Annotated in this window: 18 protein-coding genes; 1 reads left to right on the top strand and 17 read right to left on the bottom strand. The window is 31.6% G+C overall.

Annotated features, from left to right (window positions below):
- Window positions 1-8: 8 nt before the first annotated feature.
- The 13 genes from AACK87_RS00890 to AACK87_RS00830 form a co-directional block, all read right to left on the bottom strand.
- Window positions 9-1,352: an FAD-dependent oxidoreductase gene (locus AACK87_RS00890; protein ID WP_338972639.1), complete on the bottom strand. Its 1,344-nt coding sequence runs from the start codon at window positions 1,350-1,352 to the stop codon at window positions 9-11.
- 125 nt (window positions 1,353-1,477) lie between these two features.
- On the bottom strand, window positions 1,478-2,920 hold the full coding sequence (pyk, locus tag AACK87_RS00885; protein ID WP_338972637.1) for a pyruvate kinase: 1,443 nt from the start codon (window positions 2,918-2,920) through the stop codon (window positions 1,478-1,480).
- Between the two features lie 27 nt (window positions 2,921-2,947).
- Window positions 2,948-3,925 carry a 6-phosphofructokinase gene (gene pfkA, locus AACK87_RS00880; protein ID WP_338972636.1) on the bottom strand — a complete coding sequence of 326 codons (978 nt, stop codon included), beginning with the start codon at window positions 3,923-3,925 and terminating at the stop codon, window positions 2,948-2,950.
- 17 nt (window positions 3,926-3,942) lie between these two features.
- Window positions 3,943-4,506 (bottom strand): hypoxanthine phosphoribosyltransferase, encoded by a 564-nt coding sequence (gene hpt / locus AACK87_RS00875; RefSeq protein WP_338972634.1) that lies wholly within the window; start codon window positions 4,504-4,506, stop codon window positions 3,943-3,945.
- Window positions 4,507-4,566: 60 nt separating this feature from the next.
- Window positions 4,567-5,010 (bottom strand): Holliday junction resolvase RuvX, encoded by a 444-nt coding sequence (gene ruvX, locus AACK87_RS00870; RefSeq protein WP_422397195.1) that lies wholly within the window; start codon window positions 5,008-5,010, stop codon window positions 4,567-4,569.
- Window positions 5,000-5,848: a phosphatase PAP2 family protein gene (locus AACK87_RS00865; RefSeq protein WP_338972632.1), complete on the bottom strand. Its 849-nt coding sequence runs from the start codon at window positions 5,846-5,848 to the stop codon at window positions 5,000-5,002. The genes ruvX and AACK87_RS00865 overlap by 11 nt, the downstream gene beginning before the upstream one ends.
- 137 nt (window positions 5,849-5,985) lie before the next feature.
- Window positions 5,986-7,338, bottom strand: a complete 1,353-nt coding sequence (gene eno / locus AACK87_RS00860; protein ID WP_338972631.1) for a phosphopyruvate hydratase — start codon at window positions 7,336-7,338, stop codon at window positions 5,986-5,988.
- 132 nt (window positions 7,339-7,470) lie between these two features.
- The gene (gene typA / locus AACK87_RS00855) at window positions 7,471-9,297 is read right to left on the bottom strand and encodes a translational GTPase TypA (RefSeq protein ID WP_338972630.1); all 1,827 of its coding nucleotides are present in this window, start codon (window positions 9,295-9,297) and stop codon (window positions 7,471-7,473) included.
- A gap of 81 nt (window positions 9,298-9,378) precedes the next feature.
- The gene (locus AACK87_RS00850; protein ID WP_338972629.1) at window positions 9,379-10,215 is read right to left on the bottom strand and encodes a hypothetical protein; all 837 of its coding nucleotides are present in this window, start codon (window positions 10,213-10,215) and stop codon (window positions 9,379-9,381) included.
- Between the two features lie 16 nt (window positions 10,216-10,231).
- A complete protein-coding gene (locus AACK87_RS00845; protein WP_338972628.1) occupies window positions 10,232-11,215 on the bottom strand; it encodes a DnaJ domain-containing protein in 984 nt (327 codons plus the stop codon).
- A 58-nt stretch (window positions 11,216-11,273) separates the two neighbouring features.
- Window positions 11,274-11,960: a SprT family zinc-dependent metalloprotease gene (locus AACK87_RS00840; RefSeq protein ID WP_338972627.1), complete on the bottom strand. Its 687-nt coding sequence runs from the start codon at window positions 11,958-11,960 to the stop codon at window positions 11,274-11,276.
- Window positions 11,960-12,706: a hypothetical protein gene (locus tag AACK87_RS00835; RefSeq protein WP_338972625.1), complete on the bottom strand. Its 747-nt coding sequence runs from the start codon at window positions 12,704-12,706 to the stop codon at window positions 11,960-11,962. Before AACK87_RS00835 ends, AACK87_RS00840 begins: the two co-directional genes overlap by 1 nt.
- Window positions 12,699-13,178 (bottom strand): hypothetical protein, encoded by a 480-nt coding sequence (locus tag AACK87_RS00830; RefSeq protein WP_338972624.1) that lies wholly within the window; start codon window positions 13,176-13,178, stop codon window positions 12,699-12,701. Before AACK87_RS00830 ends, AACK87_RS00835 begins: the two co-directional genes overlap by 8 nt.
- A gap of 7 nt (window positions 13,179-13,185) precedes the next feature.
- On the opposite strand from AACK87_RS00830, the gene AACK87_RS00825 reads away from it, so the two are divergent.
- Window positions 13,186-13,485: a hypothetical protein gene (locus AACK87_RS00825; RefSeq protein ID WP_338972623.1), complete on the top strand. Its 300-nt coding sequence runs from the start codon at window positions 13,186-13,188 to the stop codon at window positions 13,483-13,485.
- Between the two features lie 157 nt (window positions 13,486-13,642).
- Here the strand turns inward: AACK87_RS00825 and lepA are convergent, their stop codons facing one another.
- From lepA to proS, 4 genes are all read right to left on the bottom strand, one after another.
- Window positions 13,643-15,445 (bottom strand): translation elongation factor 4, encoded by a 1,803-nt coding sequence (gene lepA, locus AACK87_RS00820; RefSeq protein WP_338972621.1) that lies wholly within the window; start codon window positions 15,443-15,445, stop codon window positions 13,643-13,645.
- Window positions 15,446-15,453: 8 nt separating this feature from the next.
- Window positions 15,454-16,011, bottom strand: coding sequence for a DUF402 domain-containing protein (locus AACK87_RS00815; RefSeq protein ID WP_338972620.1), 558 nt, complete (start codon window positions 16,009-16,011; stop codon window positions 15,454-15,456).
- A gap of 163 nt (window positions 16,012-16,174) precedes the next feature.
- Window positions 16,175-17,107 carry an alpha/beta fold hydrolase gene (locus AACK87_RS00810; protein WP_338972619.1) on the bottom strand — a complete coding sequence of 311 codons (933 nt, stop codon included), beginning with the start codon at window positions 17,105-17,107 and terminating at the stop codon, window positions 16,175-16,177.
- Between the two features lie 9 nt (window positions 17,108-17,116).
- Window positions 17,117-18,541, bottom strand: coding sequence for a proline--tRNA ligase (proS, locus tag AACK87_RS00805; RefSeq protein WP_338972618.1), 1,425 nt, complete (start codon window positions 18,539-18,541; stop codon window positions 17,117-17,119).
- Window position 18,542: the final 1 nt, after the last annotated feature.

Below are 18,542 nucleotides of genomic sequence, written 5' to 3'. Positions count from 1 at the left end.
CCTCTATTCTATGTCTGAGTTATTTTGCTCAAAGCAATATTTATAATATCTTTTGTTCTACTAAATGGGGGTGCGTATGGTAAATCAATTTGATCGATTTCTTCATTTAAAACTGTTTGGTTTCATATTAAAGAAATCACACTGTGAATTCTTAAAATTGATTTATTGTGTCCAGCCATTTGCGAACTTATTAAAGTTTTTTTATTTTCATCTTTTACGAGTTTGACTCAAATATCACTTTGTCCTGGTACATAGCTTGTGTGGTCTTTATCTTTAATAAAAACTTCTTTGAAATTAATTTTGTTTTCTAATAAGAAATTTAAATTTTCTCCAGTTCTTGCTAACTCTAGTTCGAAAACTTTTACAATCGCCGTATTTAACCCACCTGCAAAACTTGATTTGATTCCTGCAAGGTTTTGAGCAACAACGATAGCATGTTTTCAAGCAACTGTTGCCAAGGGTGAATAAATTTCATTTTTATAGACTCTACCAAATGTTTGAACGCAATCTCCACCAGCATAAACATCTTTTAAATTAGTCGCACAATTTTTATTAATTACAATAGCCCCTCTTGGAGTAAGTTTCAACTTGGTATCTAACAGGAAGTCCGTGTTTGGTCTCACTCCAATTGAACAAATTAATAGGTCACATTTAATTTTGGTGCCATCAAGTAGGATAACTTCTGTTATAGTTTTATCCTTACAGATAATTTCTTTAATCTCATTATTTTTGATAAGTTTTACCTTGTTCTTGCTTAATTCATCTTCCACTAAATCTGAAAATTCTTGATCAAATAAATTACTTAGTGGTCGAGGACCTTTTTCAATAATGGTTACTTTATTATTACCAACCAAGTTTTCAGCTACTTCCAAACCAATTAAACCCGCACCAATAATGACGATATCTTTGACTTGTGAACGTAATTTTTGAATCTTCTCCCCATCTTCTTTTGAGTTAACTGTGAAACAATTTAGGTAATCTTGTGAAATTACTTCTGGAATTATAGGAGTACCTCCCGACGCAATTACTAGTTTATCATAACTTTGTTCTGATGCTTGGTGCAAACTTTGCACCAAGACTTTTTTATTATCAAAGTCAATTTTTTTAACCTCGCTATTTGTTAATACTTGAACCCCTATTTTCTCAAAGTCGCTAACTTTTCGAGCCAACAGCATATTTGAGTCCTCAAATTTATTACCAATATAGTATGGAATTCCACAAGCTCCTAAAGAAACATAATCATTTTTTTGAATAACAACAATTTCAACCTTTGGGTCTAATCTTTTGAGCTTGGCAACAACCCCCATTCCCATAGCGGCGCCTCCAATTACAACTACCTTTATAAAAATCACCTCATAACCTAATATAAATTATTTTATCATAACCAAATATTATTAGTTTTTATTATTTGCTTGTTATTTTAAAAAACCAAAGTTTAAGAAACTAAATTCTCAACTCTGGTTTTTTAATAATTAAATTATTTAATAATAATCTCTTTGATTTCTTCGTTACGAACAACCAAGACTTTTTCTTTTGTTTTAGCTCCTCAAGATTTAGCAATATTTGAAAGTTCTACTTCATCTTTTGAAACTGCATCAAAATCTTTACATTGATTCATAAAAATTGAATGTCATGAACCAAATGCATTATATAATTTTTCATCAGCACTCACACCCAAAATAGTTACATTAGGTCTGAATTTTGAAATTGTTTTTAGCAATTCACCAGTACGTGATAAAACAATGGCGAATTCATAATCCCCAGTTTTAGCTCTCTCAGCTAGTTGATCTGCAATTTTAGCTCTTGGACCTGCTGTATTTTTACGAGCATCAGCTAATTGTTTTTCATAATACAATTTTTCATAGAACTCAATTTCAGCACGTTTATTAATTGTTGCCATAGTTTGAGTTGTAATAAATGGATAAGTTCCTGCAGCTGACTCCCCTGATAACATTGTTGCATCTGCTCCAAGTTCTGTTGCTCAGTAAACATCGGTTACCTCAGCACGAGTTGGCGCTGGGTTATCTGTCATTGATTCTAACATTTGAGTTGCAACGATAACAATTTTACCTTTTTCACGACATTTTCTAATAATTTGTTTTTCTCAGTAAGGCACTTCATAGTAAGGTATTTCTAATCCTAAATCTCCACGAGCAACCATAATTCCATCACCTGCATCAATAATAGCATCGATATTATCAATTCCTAATTGAGATTCAATTTTTGAAATAATTTGAACGTGTCCCGCTCCATTTTCAACTAAAATTTTACGGATTTCATTTACGTTTTCAGCGGTATTAACAAAACTTGCTGCAACATAATCAATACCATTTTGGATTCCAAATTTGATATCGCTGTAATCTTTTTCTGCTAGGAATGGTAATGTAAAATCAACTCCTGGCAAGTTAACTCTTTTGTTTGTTTTTACTAAATGGTGATTAAAAGCTTTGGCTTTAACGATCATTTTTTTGCTATCAACAGCTGTAACAAACATTGATAGTTTTCCATCATCAACTAAAACATTATCCCCAACCTTAACGTCTTTACTCATGTCATATGACATTTGCAATTCAGTTGCAGAACATTGTCGAGTCAAGAAATCTTTTGGGTCTGTGTAAATAGTCACTTCGCTACCAGCTTTAATTTCTTGTTTTCCGTCTTTCATTTGACCAATACGAATTTCTGGACCTTTAGTATCTAGTAAAATTGAAATTGGTTTTTTAATTTCATTTCTAATTTCACGAACACCTTTTAATCTTTCACCGTGTTCTTCAAAGTTTCCGTGAGAGAAGTTTAAACGAATTGTGTTCATTCCATTTTCAAACAATGTTTTAATATCTTCTTTTTTGTGGGTACTTGGACCGATTGTTGTAATAATTTTGGTACGTTTAATTTTATTTTCTAAATTATAAATCTTCATATTTTTGCCTCTTTGTTTCTTTTTTTACTACTTTTTAATATTAGCATTAATTGAGCGTATTTTGTCGGTGAATTTACTTACATCTTTACGTTTCATATTTAAAGTTTTATCAATGTCTCTAGCTACTAATTCGTTTTTATCAAGACCTATGTAAAGTCCACCTTTACCGGCAATAATTTGCTCAACTGCAAAAATACCAGCAGTAACAGATAAGTATCTATCCATTGCAGTGGGACTACCACCTCTTTGGATGTGACCCAAAACAGTTGCGCGAGAATCATAACCACTTGCTTTTTGAATTTTTTTAGCTAATTCATCGGCACTTGGATACATTTTTTCTGATATAGCCACGATTACACTGCGACGATTTGCTTTTGCCAATTTAGTTACTTGATCACAAATTTCTTCTTCAGTTAATTTTGATTCTGGAGTTGAAATAACTTCAGCACCTGTAGCAACTGCTCCATATAATGTTAAATCTCCACAGGCATTTCCCATAATTTCAACAACAATACAACGGTTGTGTGACTGTGCGGTTTCTCTAATTTTATCAATTGATTGTACAACTGTGTTTAATGCTGTGTCAAAACCAATTGTGAAATCCGATGAAACAATATCATTATCAATAGTTCCTGGTAAACCAATACAGTTAATTCCCATTTCAGTTAGTTTTTGAGCTCCCTGATAACTTCCATCTCCCCCAACAACAACAAGCGCTTCAATCCCTAAAGCTTTTAGATTTTTAACAGCTTTCTGACGAACCTCAACTTCTTTGAATTCTGGTAATCGCGCACTACCAATAACAGTTCCCCCACGAGAAATAATGTCGTTGGCAAAAGATTCGTTAACCTCTTCGATTCAATTATTAATCAAACCTTTGTATCCATCTTTTACAATATATGGCGTTATCTTGTTAGCCATAGCAGTCTTGATAACTGCTCCAATTGCTGCATTCATTCCAGGTGCATCTCCACCTGATGTTAGTACTCCTATTTTTTTTATCATAATTTATTCTCTCTTATCTATCATTTTCAAGTTGCTAGTTTTTCAACATCAACAACTGCTACATATGGAAGATTTCTAAATCTTTCATTTACATCTAATCCCATACCTACTAAGAACTGGTCTTCTACATCAAAGCATTTTCAATCAGCTTTAATATCAACCTTGTGAGCTGTAACCTTATCTAGCATAGTGATTATCTTTACAGATTTTGGGTTTTGCATTCTAAAGTAATTAACCATAAAATCTAGGGTAATACCTGTATCAATTATGTCCTCAACTATTAAAATATGGCGATTTTCGATTGGAATTCTTAGGTCCAAAAGAATTTCTGGCTTTCCTGAGCTTTTAATATTTGAACCATAAGATGAAATCAACATGTATTCAGTTTGACAATTCAACTCAAAGTTTTCTAAAAAATTACCCATAAAAGGTACACAACCCTTTAAAAATCCCACTAGAACAATTGGTTCATCACCAATTTTTTGGCTACGATAGTGTTCCGTGACTTGTTTTGCTACAATTTTTGTTCTTTCGTCGATTTTTTCCTTGCTTAATATTACTTCTTTTATCAACGGGTGCATTTTTTTCTCCTATTTTTTAACTATTTTTAAATATAAAATGAGTATACAAAATTATTGCAACTAATTCAAACTTTTATTATTTATTTGCGCTAAATATGTTTCTAAAATAAGTTGGGCGGCTAAGCTGTCCTTGCTTTGTTTTTGTTTTTTTCTGGAAATATCAGCCTCAATCATAATGGCTTTAGCCATTCTCGTGGTGAGTCTTTCATCCACTTTAATGATGTTGGTTTCGTTTCATCGCGGATAGATAGTTGTTAAAACCTCAATGAAGTAATCAACCATTTCAACACGATGACCAGCACTATTATTCATGTTTAGCGGATAACCTATGACCAAAATGTTAACATCATTTTCTTTGATATATTTATCAAGTTCATAAATTGCACTTTCAAAATCAAATTCCTCAAATCTAATTGTTGCCAAAGGACTTGCAACAACTCCACTTGAAATTGCTAAGCCGATAGTTTTAGATCCCAAATCAATTCCTAAATATTTATTCATTAATAACCTCCGCTTTGAAATTTACTTCCTTTATTTTTTCAACGATAATATCTGAAACCCAAAAAACCAACAAAGCAATAATTGGGGTCATAACAACATCAGTTAAAAAATGGGCTTTAATTACAATACGAGCAAATCCCATTAAGAAAATCATTAGTCAAAAAAGTGCTGTTAAAATTTTTTCTTGATAATTATCTTGTCATTTTAAAGGTTTTAAAAATCATTTTAAACTTAAATAAAAGCAAACCATCCCCATATGTCCTGAAGGAAAACTTGTACCACGATTTTGAGAGGAAAAAATATTTTCATACCAGTTTTTAAAATCAGAATAATCTGATTGCAGGTCTCTAAATCTTGGACGCCCAAAGCTATACTTGAGAATTAAAATTGCTAAACCCAATATAATTAGAAATGTTATGGCTTTAAAAACTGGGGTCATGAATTTTTGACATTTTTGATAATTGTTTAATTTTAATATTATCACCAATTGCACAGCGAAACCTAAAATTAAATTAATCCCCAATGCCGTAAAATAGTAAACTTTTTCCCCAGATTGCAAGTCGTGAAAAAGTCATAAACTACTGGTGCAAGTTAAGACAAAAATTAGATAGAATAAAAACTGGACAAAAGCTATTAAGAAATTCTTGTACCCAGGATTAAATTTAAATACTAAACAATTAACCAAAATAGCTATTAAAAATAAAATTATTAAAAATGGTGCAATATCTCCTAGATAGGTCATTGAGTATGCTATTAATTTAATAAAGGAATTGTTATTCATTAAAACAGACAAAGTGATACTAATTTGTAAATCCAAAAAAGAACCAATCGAAAAGAGCATTAAAAATAAAGTTATTATAGACAAAAGTTTCAAATTAATTTTTGATCCGCACATAATTTACCTCATTAAATAATTATCTCACAGGTAGGAAAATAAAAAAATCAATTTATTAAATAAATTGATTTTTATAGATTTAATTATCTAACATTGTAGAAAGATTTGATACCATCGTAAATTGCTGAATCACCAAGTTCATCTTCAATTGTTAATAAACGGTTGTATTTAGCAATTCTATCACTTCTTGACATTGAACCTGTTTTAATTTGTCCAGTGTTTAAAGCAACAGCTAAGTCTGCGATAAATGAATCTTCAGTTTCTCCTGAACGGTGTGAAGTAACTGTTGTTCATCCAGCTTTTTGAGCCATTTGAATAGTTTCAATAGTTTCTGTTAAAGTTCCGATTTGGTTTAATTTAATTAAAACTGAGTTGGCAGCTTTTTTAGCAATTCCTTCTGCAGTAATTTTTGGGTTTGTTACAAATAAATCATCTCCAACGATTTGAACATCTGATCCAAGTAATTTAACTTGTTCCACGAATCCATCTCAATCAGATTCTGCTAATCCATCTTCAATTGAAATAATTGGGTATTTTTTAACTAATTTAGCTAAGTACTCGTTCATTTCTTTTGTTGTTAAAGCTCATTCTTTTCCTGTAACTTTTTCAATTTTTTTGAAGTGGTATTTTTTATCATCTTTGTAAAGTTCACTGTTTGCACAATCCATTGCAATCATAACTCCAGCTTCACCTGTTTTGTATCCTGCTGCTTTGATTGCTTCAACGATTAAGTCTAATGCTACTTCTGCAGGAGTGTTTTTTTGGAATGATTCCATTTTTTGATCTTTGTAAGCTCAGTTAAAGTGAGGGGCAAATCCACCTTCATCCCCAACTGCTGTGATATCACCTTTATCGTGAAGAATTTTTTTAAGAGCTTGGAAGATCTCCGAAGATCATCTAAGTGCTTCTCTAATTGTTTTTGCACCAACTGGCATAATCATAAATTCTTGGAAATCGATTGCTGAGTCAGCGTGTTCTCCACCATTTATGATGTTTAACATTGGAACTGGTAGACGACGTCCATTAGTTCCTCCGATATAACGATATAGTGGCACTTCTAGTTCAACTGCTGCTGCACGAGCAACTGCTAAAGAAACCCCTAACATTGCGTTAGCTCCTAAGTTTTTTTTGAAATCAGTTCCATCCAATTTAATCATGGCATGATCGATACCAACTTGGTCTGTAACTTCCATTCCAACTACTAATGAAGCGATTTTTGTGTTAACGTTGGTAACAGCTTTTAAAACTCCTTTACCTCCGAAACGTGCTTTATCTCCATCTCTTAGTTCTAAAGCTTCTCTTGAACCAGTTGAAGCTCCTGAAGGAACCATTGCTGATCCGTATGCACCAAATTCAGTTCAAACTTCAACTTGAACAGTTGGAGTTCCACGCGAGTCTAATACTTCGCGTCCTAAAACTTTAATAATTTTTGACATTATTTATTCCTCTTTCTCTACAAAATTATTATAGTACATTTACAAACTAATTTAACAAGAAAATAATCGTTTATGGTAGTCTTTTTGTAAAAAAAATTCCAAAAATAAAAAAAAGCCAATTGGCTTTTTAAGCTAAAATTTGTCGTTTCGGTGTTGTTTACGATCGTTAATTGTTAATCATTTTTTACGTAAACGAATGTCGTCTGGAGTAACCTCAACTAGTTCGTCTCATTCAATAAATTCTAAAGATTCTTCTAAAGTGAAATTTACAAATGGTGTTAATCTAGTTGATTCATCAGTTCCTGAAGAACGAGTGTTTGTTAATTTTTTTCCCGTTGTTGGGTTAACATCAAGATCATTACTTCTAGAATGCAGACCAACGATCATTCCCTCGTAAACTTCTACTTGTGGTCCCACAAATAGTTTTCCACGGTCTTCAAGGTTTGCAAGTGAGTATGGCAATGTTACACCATTAGCCATTGAAACAAGAACCCCATTTGCTCTACCATCAATTTTACCTTTGTAAGGTTCAAAACCATTAGCACTTCTAACCATTATTCCCTCACCATGAGTATCATTGGTGAATTCACTTCTAAATCCGATTAGTCCACGCATTGGAACATTATAGATAACTTTATCTCTGATACCATCAGAGTCCATATCCATCATCATACCTTTTCTTAGATTCAATTTGTTAATAACTGTTCCTGAGTATTCTGTTGGTACATTTATTATAACTTTTTCCATTGGTTCTACTAATTCACCAGCTTCATTTTTATGCATAACAACTTCAGGTTTTGATACACCAAGTTCAAATCCTTCACGACGCATTGATTCAATCAATACTGACAAGTGTAATTCTCCACGTCCAAGAACTTTAAATCCATCTGCTGAAGAATCTGATAAAGTTTCTACTTTAAGTCCTACGTTAACTTCCAATTCTTTGTCCAAACGCTCTTTAATATTTCTAGTTGTTACATACTTTCCAACTCTTCCCGCAAATGGAGAAGTGTTTACTAAAATATTCATACTCATAGTTGGTTCTTCAATTGTAATTGTTGGCATTGGTCTTACATCGTTTTGATCACAAATGGTATCTCCAATTGAAACATCACTTAATCCAGCAATAACAACAATGTCTCCAGCTACAGCTTCTTTAACAGCTACACGGCTTAATCCTTGATAAACAAAAAGTCCTGAAATTTTACCTTTTGAAACTGTTCCATCATTTCTTGAGTTGGCAATAGTTTGACCCTCTTTTAGAGTACCTTCAAAAACTCTTCCAATTCCTAAACGACCAATAAATGAATCGTATGCAAGAGATGATACTTGCATTCTAGTTGTATTATTAATTAAATCTTCTGGATAAGTTCCCACTTGTTTGATAATTGTATCAAACAATGGCGAAAGATCTTTTCCTTCATCTTCAAGTTTATGTTGAGCGATTCCGCGTTTAGCAATACCAAACAGTGTTTGGAATTCTAGTTGCTCATCGTTGGCATCTAATTCCATAAATAATTCTAAAACCTCATCAACAACTTCTAAAGCTCTTTGATCTTTTTTATCAATTTTGTTAATTAATAAAATCGGCTTTAAACCTAACTCTAATGCTTTAGACAGTACGAATCTGGTTTGGGGCATTGGCCCTTCTGAAGAGTCAACAAGTAAAATAACTGTGTCAACTGTCTTCATAATTCTTTCCACCTCTGATGAAAAGTCAGCATGGCCTGGAGTATCAACGATATTTATTTTGATACCATTATACTCGATTGCACAGTTTTTTGAATAAATAGTAATCCCGCGCTCACGCTCTTGGTCGTTACTATCCATAACTTGTTCTTTAACTTCTTCATTATCTCTAAAAACTCCCGATTGTGAAAGGAAGGCATCTACTAATGTAGATTTCCCGGCATCAACGTGAGCAATAACTGCTATATTAATAATTTTTTGATTTGACATTTTTCTTCTCCTAATAAATACACAAGATTAATAATACCAATTTGTTGGTCAAATAGCAAAAAAAACGAGCAAAAGTTGCTCTTAATTTTTAAGTTTACTATAATCTTCTCCAACTTCGGGTCCATAATTAATGAAACGCAGCTCAGCTAGTTTTTCCTTACGGTTAACCATATGGTATTTTTCTTCTTGAATCAATAATCTTGTCTTCTCTTCTTCAATAACTAATAGGTTTTCATGAATAAGTAACAAGTAGTATAAGCTTGCCTCAACATACATACTTCAATTAAAAAACACTCCCGAATCATTTATTTCTTGCTCAGAGAGGTCAAACTCATTTTCGCTAACCCCTTCAAGCATATCTTCAAATGATTCTTGCAGATCATATAATTGATCAAAAAATAATTCTAAATTTTCAACTTGATCTATATGACCAATTTTATTAAGTGTTTTATTACCAAAGACACTTAAACTTTCAGGAATTATTAAGCTACGAATTTCTAAAGCAAAATTTTGTAAATAATGACTGCCAACTATTCTTGGTACAAGGTGAATTAAAAAATTATGGTTAGCCGAATTAATTTCTTGAAATCGTTTCTTTCAAAATAAATCCGTTTTTTGATTAAAGTTTTTTATAACAACTATTAAAGTTGTTGTTAGCGCCATTATTCTAATAAATATAATTTCACTAAAATCATCAATTTCTTCATTTGATTCAATCAAATTCTCGTTCATTTCGGTCATTTTTTTATCTAAAAATTTTTGCATCTTGAAGATATCTTTATTTTTTTCCCAGTGTTTTATTATACTTTTAGTGACTGGAGATTCATAGAATTCTGGAGAAAGTTTTAACAAAGACATTTCTTCACCCACTATTTTATCTACAATAATTTTATAGTCTTCTCATGTTCTCTTTTCCATTTACTAGGTCCTTTCTTTACTCAATTTCATATCTTTGAAAATAATCTTCAATAATTTGTTTATAAATATTAATTTTCTTCATTTTGATAGATGAATCCTCATCAGAATTCACGTCTGGGTGATATTTTTTGGCAAAGATTCGATACACTTTTTTAAATTCTACTGGTGGAGTAAGTTTTGAAATTCCAAAAAAACTAAACGCTTCATTAACTTCATCATTGACAACCATCGTGTAAGTTTTTTCAAAGAAATTATCAAAGTTGGCTTCCTCAAACGGGTTGTCCAAAGTTTCTTCTTGAGCATAACCTTCAAATTCTTTTCCAAATTTGTTCTCAAACTTGATGCTTTCAAAACAAGATTCAATAATTTGTTCAAGCATTCTTGACCAGTGGAAAGTTAGGTCCTCACCACTTTCGATTATCTCTTCAATGAGCATATGGTGACGATATTGATTTATTTCATTATTTCCCACAAGGATTATAGCTTTTTTTAATAAGTTGTTAACTGATTCACAGCTAGTTCTTTGCATAACTTGAAATATTCTTTTAAAATTCAAATCTTCTGGATTATAAGTTTTAAAATTGTCTAAGTAGATACTTCAAAATTTTGATGTCGTAAAGTAGGTAAATTTTGTAATTGATAACAAGATTAATAACGCTTTATACTTTCCATAAACCTTCAAGCAATAGTTGTATACGTTTTGAAAGTTAGAAATTGCAGGAGAACCCGAGATTAACTCCTTGATTTCCTCTAAGAAAAAAGTCTCTTTATTAGTTTTAAATTCTTCTGGGCTATTTTCATTATTTTTGAATTTAGAAATTTGGGATTGGTATTTTTTAATTAATTCCATCAATGTTTTTTCATCTCAAGAATCGACTTGTTTGGGGTCGCGATCCCAAGTAATAAAGTAAGGGATACTATCTTTGATATTGAAATCAATGTTAGATTTACTTTTTTGGTTATTTTTAATTATCTTTTTATAATTGCTTTTTCAACCCACGATAAATCACCTCATTACTATTATTATAAACAATATTAAGAATATGACAATTCAAATCTTAAATACCTGATTTTTTTAAAACCAGCGATCTTTCTTTATAATCTGGTAGATACTTTTCTACATTTTTTCAAAAATCTTTTGAGTGGTTTTTATGTTCTAAATGACTTAATTCGTGAACAATTACATAATCAATTACCTCGGGTTCAAAATGAATAAGTTTGGTATTTAGAATAATCTTTTCCCGTTCAGGATAACAGACCCCTCATCTGGTTTTCATACTTTGAATTGATAAATTTTTAAATTTTAATTCCATTCTTAAAGCTCAAGAATTCAAGCGTTTTAAAAATCAGTTGTAATAGTATTTAGCTAAGAAATTGTACATTTTTTGGGCCTGTATTTCTTGATCTCCATAGTTTTTCATATAGATGCCATCTTTTTTAGCGACGGCATGTATATTTTCTGCAACAATTATCAAATTAACCTTTTTGTCAAATATTTTCACAAAAGGATCTGAATCAGTAAAGGAAAACTTCCTAATTACTTCAAAGGTATTTTTCACGCTTATGATTTTGGTAATATTTTTATAAATCAGATTATTTATTTCCCAATCGGGAGCATGCAACGGTGCTGAAATATAGATAACTCCAGCCTTAACTTTTAAAATAATATTTTTCTGGTCACCAAGCTTTAAATTATATTCTATTAAATCCCCTTTATGTTGCAAATGTTTTTTAATTCAAGTCATTAGTCCTTATCTGCCTCAGATTCTATTAGTTTTGTCTTATTCTTAGTTTTCTTTTCAAGGTTTTGATTTAATGTGACTTCACCATACAGAAATTTAATTATAAGCGGTTTTGAATCAGAAGTATTAAAAACTAGTGCTTTTTTGTTAATTCAACCTTTTTTCATAAATGCAGCCTCGATAAAAATCAATATAGCTGAAGTGAAGAATAAAGACGACAAAGTAAGAGTGCTTATAATAAGAAATGATTGGTAGTTTAATTTGTCATAAATTTCGTGGTAAAAAATATCTGTTGTTTGACCCCCGTTTTCACTATGAGGGAAGAATTTTTTAAGTTCCACTAATAAAACACTTAATGTGATTGTGATTATTGAAATTAATAAAACTACTACTCCCGTAAATATGCGGTATCCACGAGACTTAGAAATAAAGACCGGTAGAACATAAAGTAATGCTATAAAAAAAATCAGAGCCATTGGGAAAATAACTTTAAAAAGGATAGTGAAAATCTCATAATCAGGGAAGATATTCACTGTATCTACATATTCGTTTTTTGAAGTTTTGATAGCGAAAAATGCATAGCCTAGCAGGTTTCTAGTTAAAGTATCTCCGATTACTAAAAGAAGTGTTATAACAATACAAGCCACAAAAACCCCAAGAGCAAAAATTCTTGTTACATATCCAAAAACAACCGCAGCGGGCTTAATTCTGTTTTCTGAATTTTTTGAAGATTTTTTCTTATTACTCATCATCAACCTCTACTAATGAAACTTTGCTTTTTGAAGTTTCACTTCTTCTTGGTTGAATTATTTCAAAATCCTTTTTGGACTTGTTTTTTTCAAAAGATAACTCAGTTAAGTCGTTGTAATCATATTCAGGACGATTTCTAGAATTAACAACTTCACTTTCTGAAGTCTGAGGTTCTTTGGTTTTTGGTTCTTTGGTTTTTTCATTAATTATTTTTTCAATATCTATTCCTGAAAAACTACCTGTTGATTCAATTTCTTCTAAGATTTCAAATGATGGTTTTGATAAGTTGTTTTTTAAATTATTAATCTTAGTTTTCAAGTCTTCTTGATTGCTGTTTTCTGAAAAATTATTAACTTGACTATTGATGTTATTATTTTTTTCAAAACTTTTTGGTGGTATGCCCTTAATAATTACTAATGCTTGTAAAATTAAAAATGTCGCAATAAAAATTAGTGGCAAAATACCTCTCATAACATTTATGTTTCAGTTTGAGAAAAATTTACTGCCAATGAAGCCTGATAAAATCAAGGAAGTCAAAAGTGCTAGAAAGAATAAAACGCTTTTAAATATTCTATTTTTGGTGAATATGAGAATCAAACCAATCAATCCAAAGATAAAACCCAGAACTATTTGTGGAATGAAGTATTTACCTAACGCTCAGATAAATAATTGCTCTAGTTTTGTAGCCCCAAAATTAACAAAGGGGGAAATAAAAACTATTGTGAAAACAGCCATTACTAAAATTATTGGACTTAATATTTTTAAAGCTTTCATGTAGAACCTCCTTGTAGTTTAATTCTATTATAATAAAAACTGGACGATATTGCTAATTTATTGGTAAATAGGCTCAACGCAAGAGCGATTTAAATCATAACACAAAAAAACGATATTTGATTTTTTTGACAAAATTTAAAAAAACTTGATAAATCAAGTTTTTAGTCATCGAGTTTCAAAACTGCAATGAAAGCTTCTTGAGGAACCTCAACTGATCCAATTGATTTCATTCGTTTTTTACCTTCTTTTTGTTTTTCTAAAAGTTTTTTCTTACGTGAAATATCCCCACCATAACATTTTGCCAAAACGTTTTTTCGCATCGCTTTAATGGTTTCACGAGAAATAATTTTGCTTCCGATTGCCGCTTGAATTGGCACTTCAAAGTTTTGTCTTGGGATTATCTCTTTTAATTTTTCTGTTAGAACCTTTCCTCTTGGGTAGGCAAAATCCTTGTGAACAATTAAGCTCAAGGCATCCACGATTTCTCCATTTAAAAGAATATCCATTTTTACCAATTTGCTTGTTTGATAGCCTATTAATTCATAATCAAATGAGGCATAACCTTTAGAAATAGATTTTAGCTTGTTAAAAAAGTCAAAAATAATTTCGTTTAAAGGCATATCATAAGTTAGAGTTCTACGAGTCTCATCGATATATTCTAAATTCTTGTAAACTCCACGTTTATTTTGACACAATTCCATTAAGTCACCTAAGAAACGATCGGGGGTCATAATTTTAACGTTTACAAATGGTTCGTCAATATGAGAAATTTTTTGCACGTCAGGTAGATTAGCTGGATTATCAATTTCTATTTTAGTACCATTAGTTAAATAAACATGATAAATTACCGATGGAGCTGTGGCGATTAGAGTTAAATCATATTCACGTTCAAGACGTTCTTGAATAACATCCATGTGCAAGAGTCCTAGAAATCCACATCTAAATCCAAATCCCAAAGATTGAGAAGATTCGGGTTCATAAACCAAGGCAGCATCACTTAAGTTTACCTTTTCTAAAGCGTCTTTTAAATCTTTATATCTAGCATTATCCACAGTATAAATTCCACAATAAACTGTTGGGTTCATTTGCTTGTAACCGGGCAGCGATTCAGTCGCACCATTTTTTTCTGTTGTAATTGTATCTCCAACATGGATATCTTTGATATTCTTAATGCTAGCAGCGATTCAACCAACTTCTCCAGCTTCTAAAGATTCTCTTTTCACTTCATAAGGATTTTTAATTCCCAATTCAGTAACTTCATAAATTGCTTTTGAAGCCATCATTTTAATTTTTTGTCCGACCTTAACAGTTCCTTCTTTAATTCTAACCGAAACCATAACTCCGCGGTATTTGTCATAATAAGAATCAAAAACTAGCGCTCTTAGCGGAGCGTTATCGTCTGCATTTCTTGGTGGAGGAATTTTTTGAACAATCGCCTCTAAAACGTCTTCAACATTTAAACCTGTCTTAGCTGAAATTAGCGGGCAGTCACTAGTATCAATCCCAATAATGTTTTCAATTTCGTTTTTAACTCTTTCTACATCAGCTGCAGGTAAGTCTACTTTATTTATCACTGGAATGATTTCTAAGTTGTTATCCAAAGCTAAATAAACGTTTGCCAAAGTTTGTGCCTCAACTCCTTGTGATGCATCGACCACTAAAACGGCTCCTTCACAAGCAGCTAAGCTACGAGAGACTTCATAGGTGAAGTCAACGTGTCCCGGAGTATCTATTAAATGAAAAATGTACTCTTGTTGATCTTTTGCCTGATATTTTAATTGAACCGAGTTTAACTTAATTGTAATACCTCGCTCACGCTCGATATCCATTGAATCTAGTAATTGAGCTTGCATATCACGCTTCTCAACTGTGTGGGTTAATTCTAAAATTCGATCCGCTAGGGTTGATTTCCCGTGATCGATATGTGCAATGATACTAAAATTTCTGATTTTTGACTTGTCCACACAATCACCTATTCTCTATTTGATTTTTCTATTTTGGCTTTTATTTCATTTTCATAAATTTTTCAATAATTATAGACATTTTCATGAGTAAAAATGTCCTCTTGATTTTTGATTCTCTCTTTTAAAACTTCAATTTGTGATCAAATTTTTTCAATTATCTCAGTTGAATAACTTCAAGCGATGCGGTTTCGATTGAAGTCTTTTAAATCTAAAATCCTAAAGCTGTTATCATTAAAAACCTTAACATCTAAATCATAATCAATATATTTGATAGTATTTTCTTCGACAATATGTGGTGATGCCATATTACAATAGTAATTTATCCCTCACTCTTTGAACATACAAATTACGTTATATCAGTCTTTTTTTGAAAAAAATCAAATTGCTGGTTCGCTAGTCTTTCATTTTCTTCCATTCAACTCTGTGACAATAACATCTTCATTGACCAAAATCAAGTTATCTTCATTATTTTCCAAAACAATTGAATGTTCTCAGGAACGATATAAAGTTCCGTTGTGTTTGTATGCATGTACAAGGACTAAATCACCTTTTTTAAGACTTTCCATAAAAAGACCTCCGTGACTATTTTTTGTATTTTAATGCAAAATATTTTTATTTTTACCAATTATCGTTTAATCGAATACTATTTAATTATAACTTATTTATTATCTTATAAGTAGCATTAATGAAAATAAAACCAACTTAATAGTTGGTTTTATTTTTTAATATTTAAGTTGTTGGAGTATTTAAAAAGTTTAAAATATCAAGTTTAACAATATCACGATATTCTTTTGGTTCTAAAAGGATTTCGTGACGTAATTGTGGATATAACTTCAATTTTGTATTATAACCATATTTTTTGTATTTTTTTCTAACCTTGTAAACACTGCGACCATAATTACCAACTGGATCAGATAATCCTGCAATAAATAATAGCGGGATGTTTATCGGAGTACTTTTATAGCTACTTTTCTTACGAATAAAACTCAACCCAGTAAACATATCTTTGAAAGCGCTTGAGCTGAATTTTTGACCAACACGAGGATTATTAATGAAAGCCTCAATTTCTTCAGGTGAATTATTCATTCATTCAAGACCGGTACTATTTGGTAATTTTTTAAAACGACGGTTAAAACTTTTGTAGCTCATTTCTCAAATTTTTTCTGGCACCGCTTTGGCTCCACGTTTTTTCTGATAAGCTTTCGCTAACATAATTCCTAATTTTAAAGAAATGGCGCTATGTTCAGCTGTTCCACAAATAATTGCTTTTGATACGGTGTTACCATATAAAGACAGATAATGGCGAACCATAAAACTTCCCATTGAATGTCCAAAAATATAAATTGGTAAGTCTTTATAATTGGCTTTGATGTAGTCATTGACTTCCTTTAGGTCATCAATTAATAACTGTCAACCGTTTTCATCCGCAAATCAACCCAACTCACCTTCTTCTAGATTGGCTGTGTGTCCGTGACCACGATGATCATTGGCAACAACTAGATATCCATTTTGGTTTAAAAACTTGGCAAAATCATCATATCTTGATGCTTCCTCACAAGAACCATGAACTAATTGTATAATGGCTGTTGGTTTTTTAACATCGTCTCAAACTGTCATATGCAACTCTTTTTGGTCGCGCATTGCTAATTTAAATTCTTTCATAGTTTCCTCCTAATAAGATCTGGCAAAATAAACCTTCAATTTTGACTCTTTTCCACAATTAAAACATTTTCCCTTTTCTTGCTTAACTCCTTCTGGAATGCATCGAGATGTTGTTTGAGTTTTAGCTTTTACATCAGCTTCACAACTAATTTCCCCACAGAATGGAACTAACACAAACCCGGTTTTCTCATTTAAGATATTGGTATATTCACTTAAAGTGTTAGCTTCAAAAGTTCGTGATTTTCTATTTTCTAAAGCCATGTTGTAGATATTTTTGTCATAGCTTGAAATCATTTCTTTAACAGTTTTTTCAATTTCACTAATACTAATTTGTTTCTTTTCTTTAGTATCTCTTCTTGAAATCACTACAATATCTGATTCTAAATCTCTTGGACCAATTTCAATTCTAATTGGAATCCCTTTGATTTCTGCCTCAGCCATTTTATACCCAAATGATTTATCTGTAAAGTCTATTTTAGTACGATGTGTTTTAATTAAGGTTTTTTTAATTTCCTCAGCAGCCGCGATTACTTCAGGAGTATCTTTAACTGTGATAATCTGAACTTGAATTGGGGCAATTGGGCTTGGAAGAACCAAACCAGAATCATCTGAGTGAGTCATAATGATAGCTCCCATTAATCTGGTCGAAACTCCTCAACTTGTTGAAAATGCCTCATGTCAATTAGAGTCTCGACCTTGGAATTTAATTTCAAAAGCCTTAGCAAAATTATTTCCCAAGTAGTGGCTTGTACCACATTGCAGCGCTTGACCATCATGCATCAAACTTTCAATTGTCAGAGTTAACTCAGCTCCAGCAAATCTTTCGTGAGCAGTTTTCTCTCCAGTAATTACTGGTAGCAACAATTTTTCATCCACCACTTTTTGATAAACTCCTAAAATGTCCTCAGTCATTTTAACAGCTTCTTCTTTGGTTTCATGAACTGTATGCCCTTCTTGTCAAAGAAATTCACTAGTTCTTAAAAACGGTCTTGTTGTTTTTTCGCCTCGTAAAACATTAACTCATTGATTATAAATTAATGGAAGGTCACGATAAGATTTAACAGTTTTTGAAAAATATGTTGCCAACAAAACTTCGCTTGTAGGTCTAATATAAAGTTCTTCATCAAGTTTTTTGTCCCCGATTTTAGTTACTGTAAAAGTTTCTGGAGCAAATCCTTCGATGTGATCTTTTTCTTTGTTAAAAAGCGATGAAGGAATTAGCAGTGGGAAATAAACATTTTCAACGTCGTAATTCTTGAATTCAGCATCAAAATATTTTTGAATCATTTCCCAAATTGCATATCCGTAAGGTTTAATTATCATTGTCCCTTTTGCTGGGCCGTATTCCATTAATCCTGAATTTTTAACAACATCAGTATATCATTGTGCAAAATCATCTGATCTTTTTGTAATGTTTTTTAATTGTTGTGCCATA

Source organism: Spiroplasma endosymbiont of Panorpa germanica (genome assembly GCF_964019765.1).
Taxonomy (GTDB): Bacteria; Bacillota_I; Bacilli_A; order Mycoplasmatales; family Mycoplasmataceae; genus Spiroplasma_B.
This window is presented reverse-complemented; position numbering and strand designations above follow the sequence as displayed.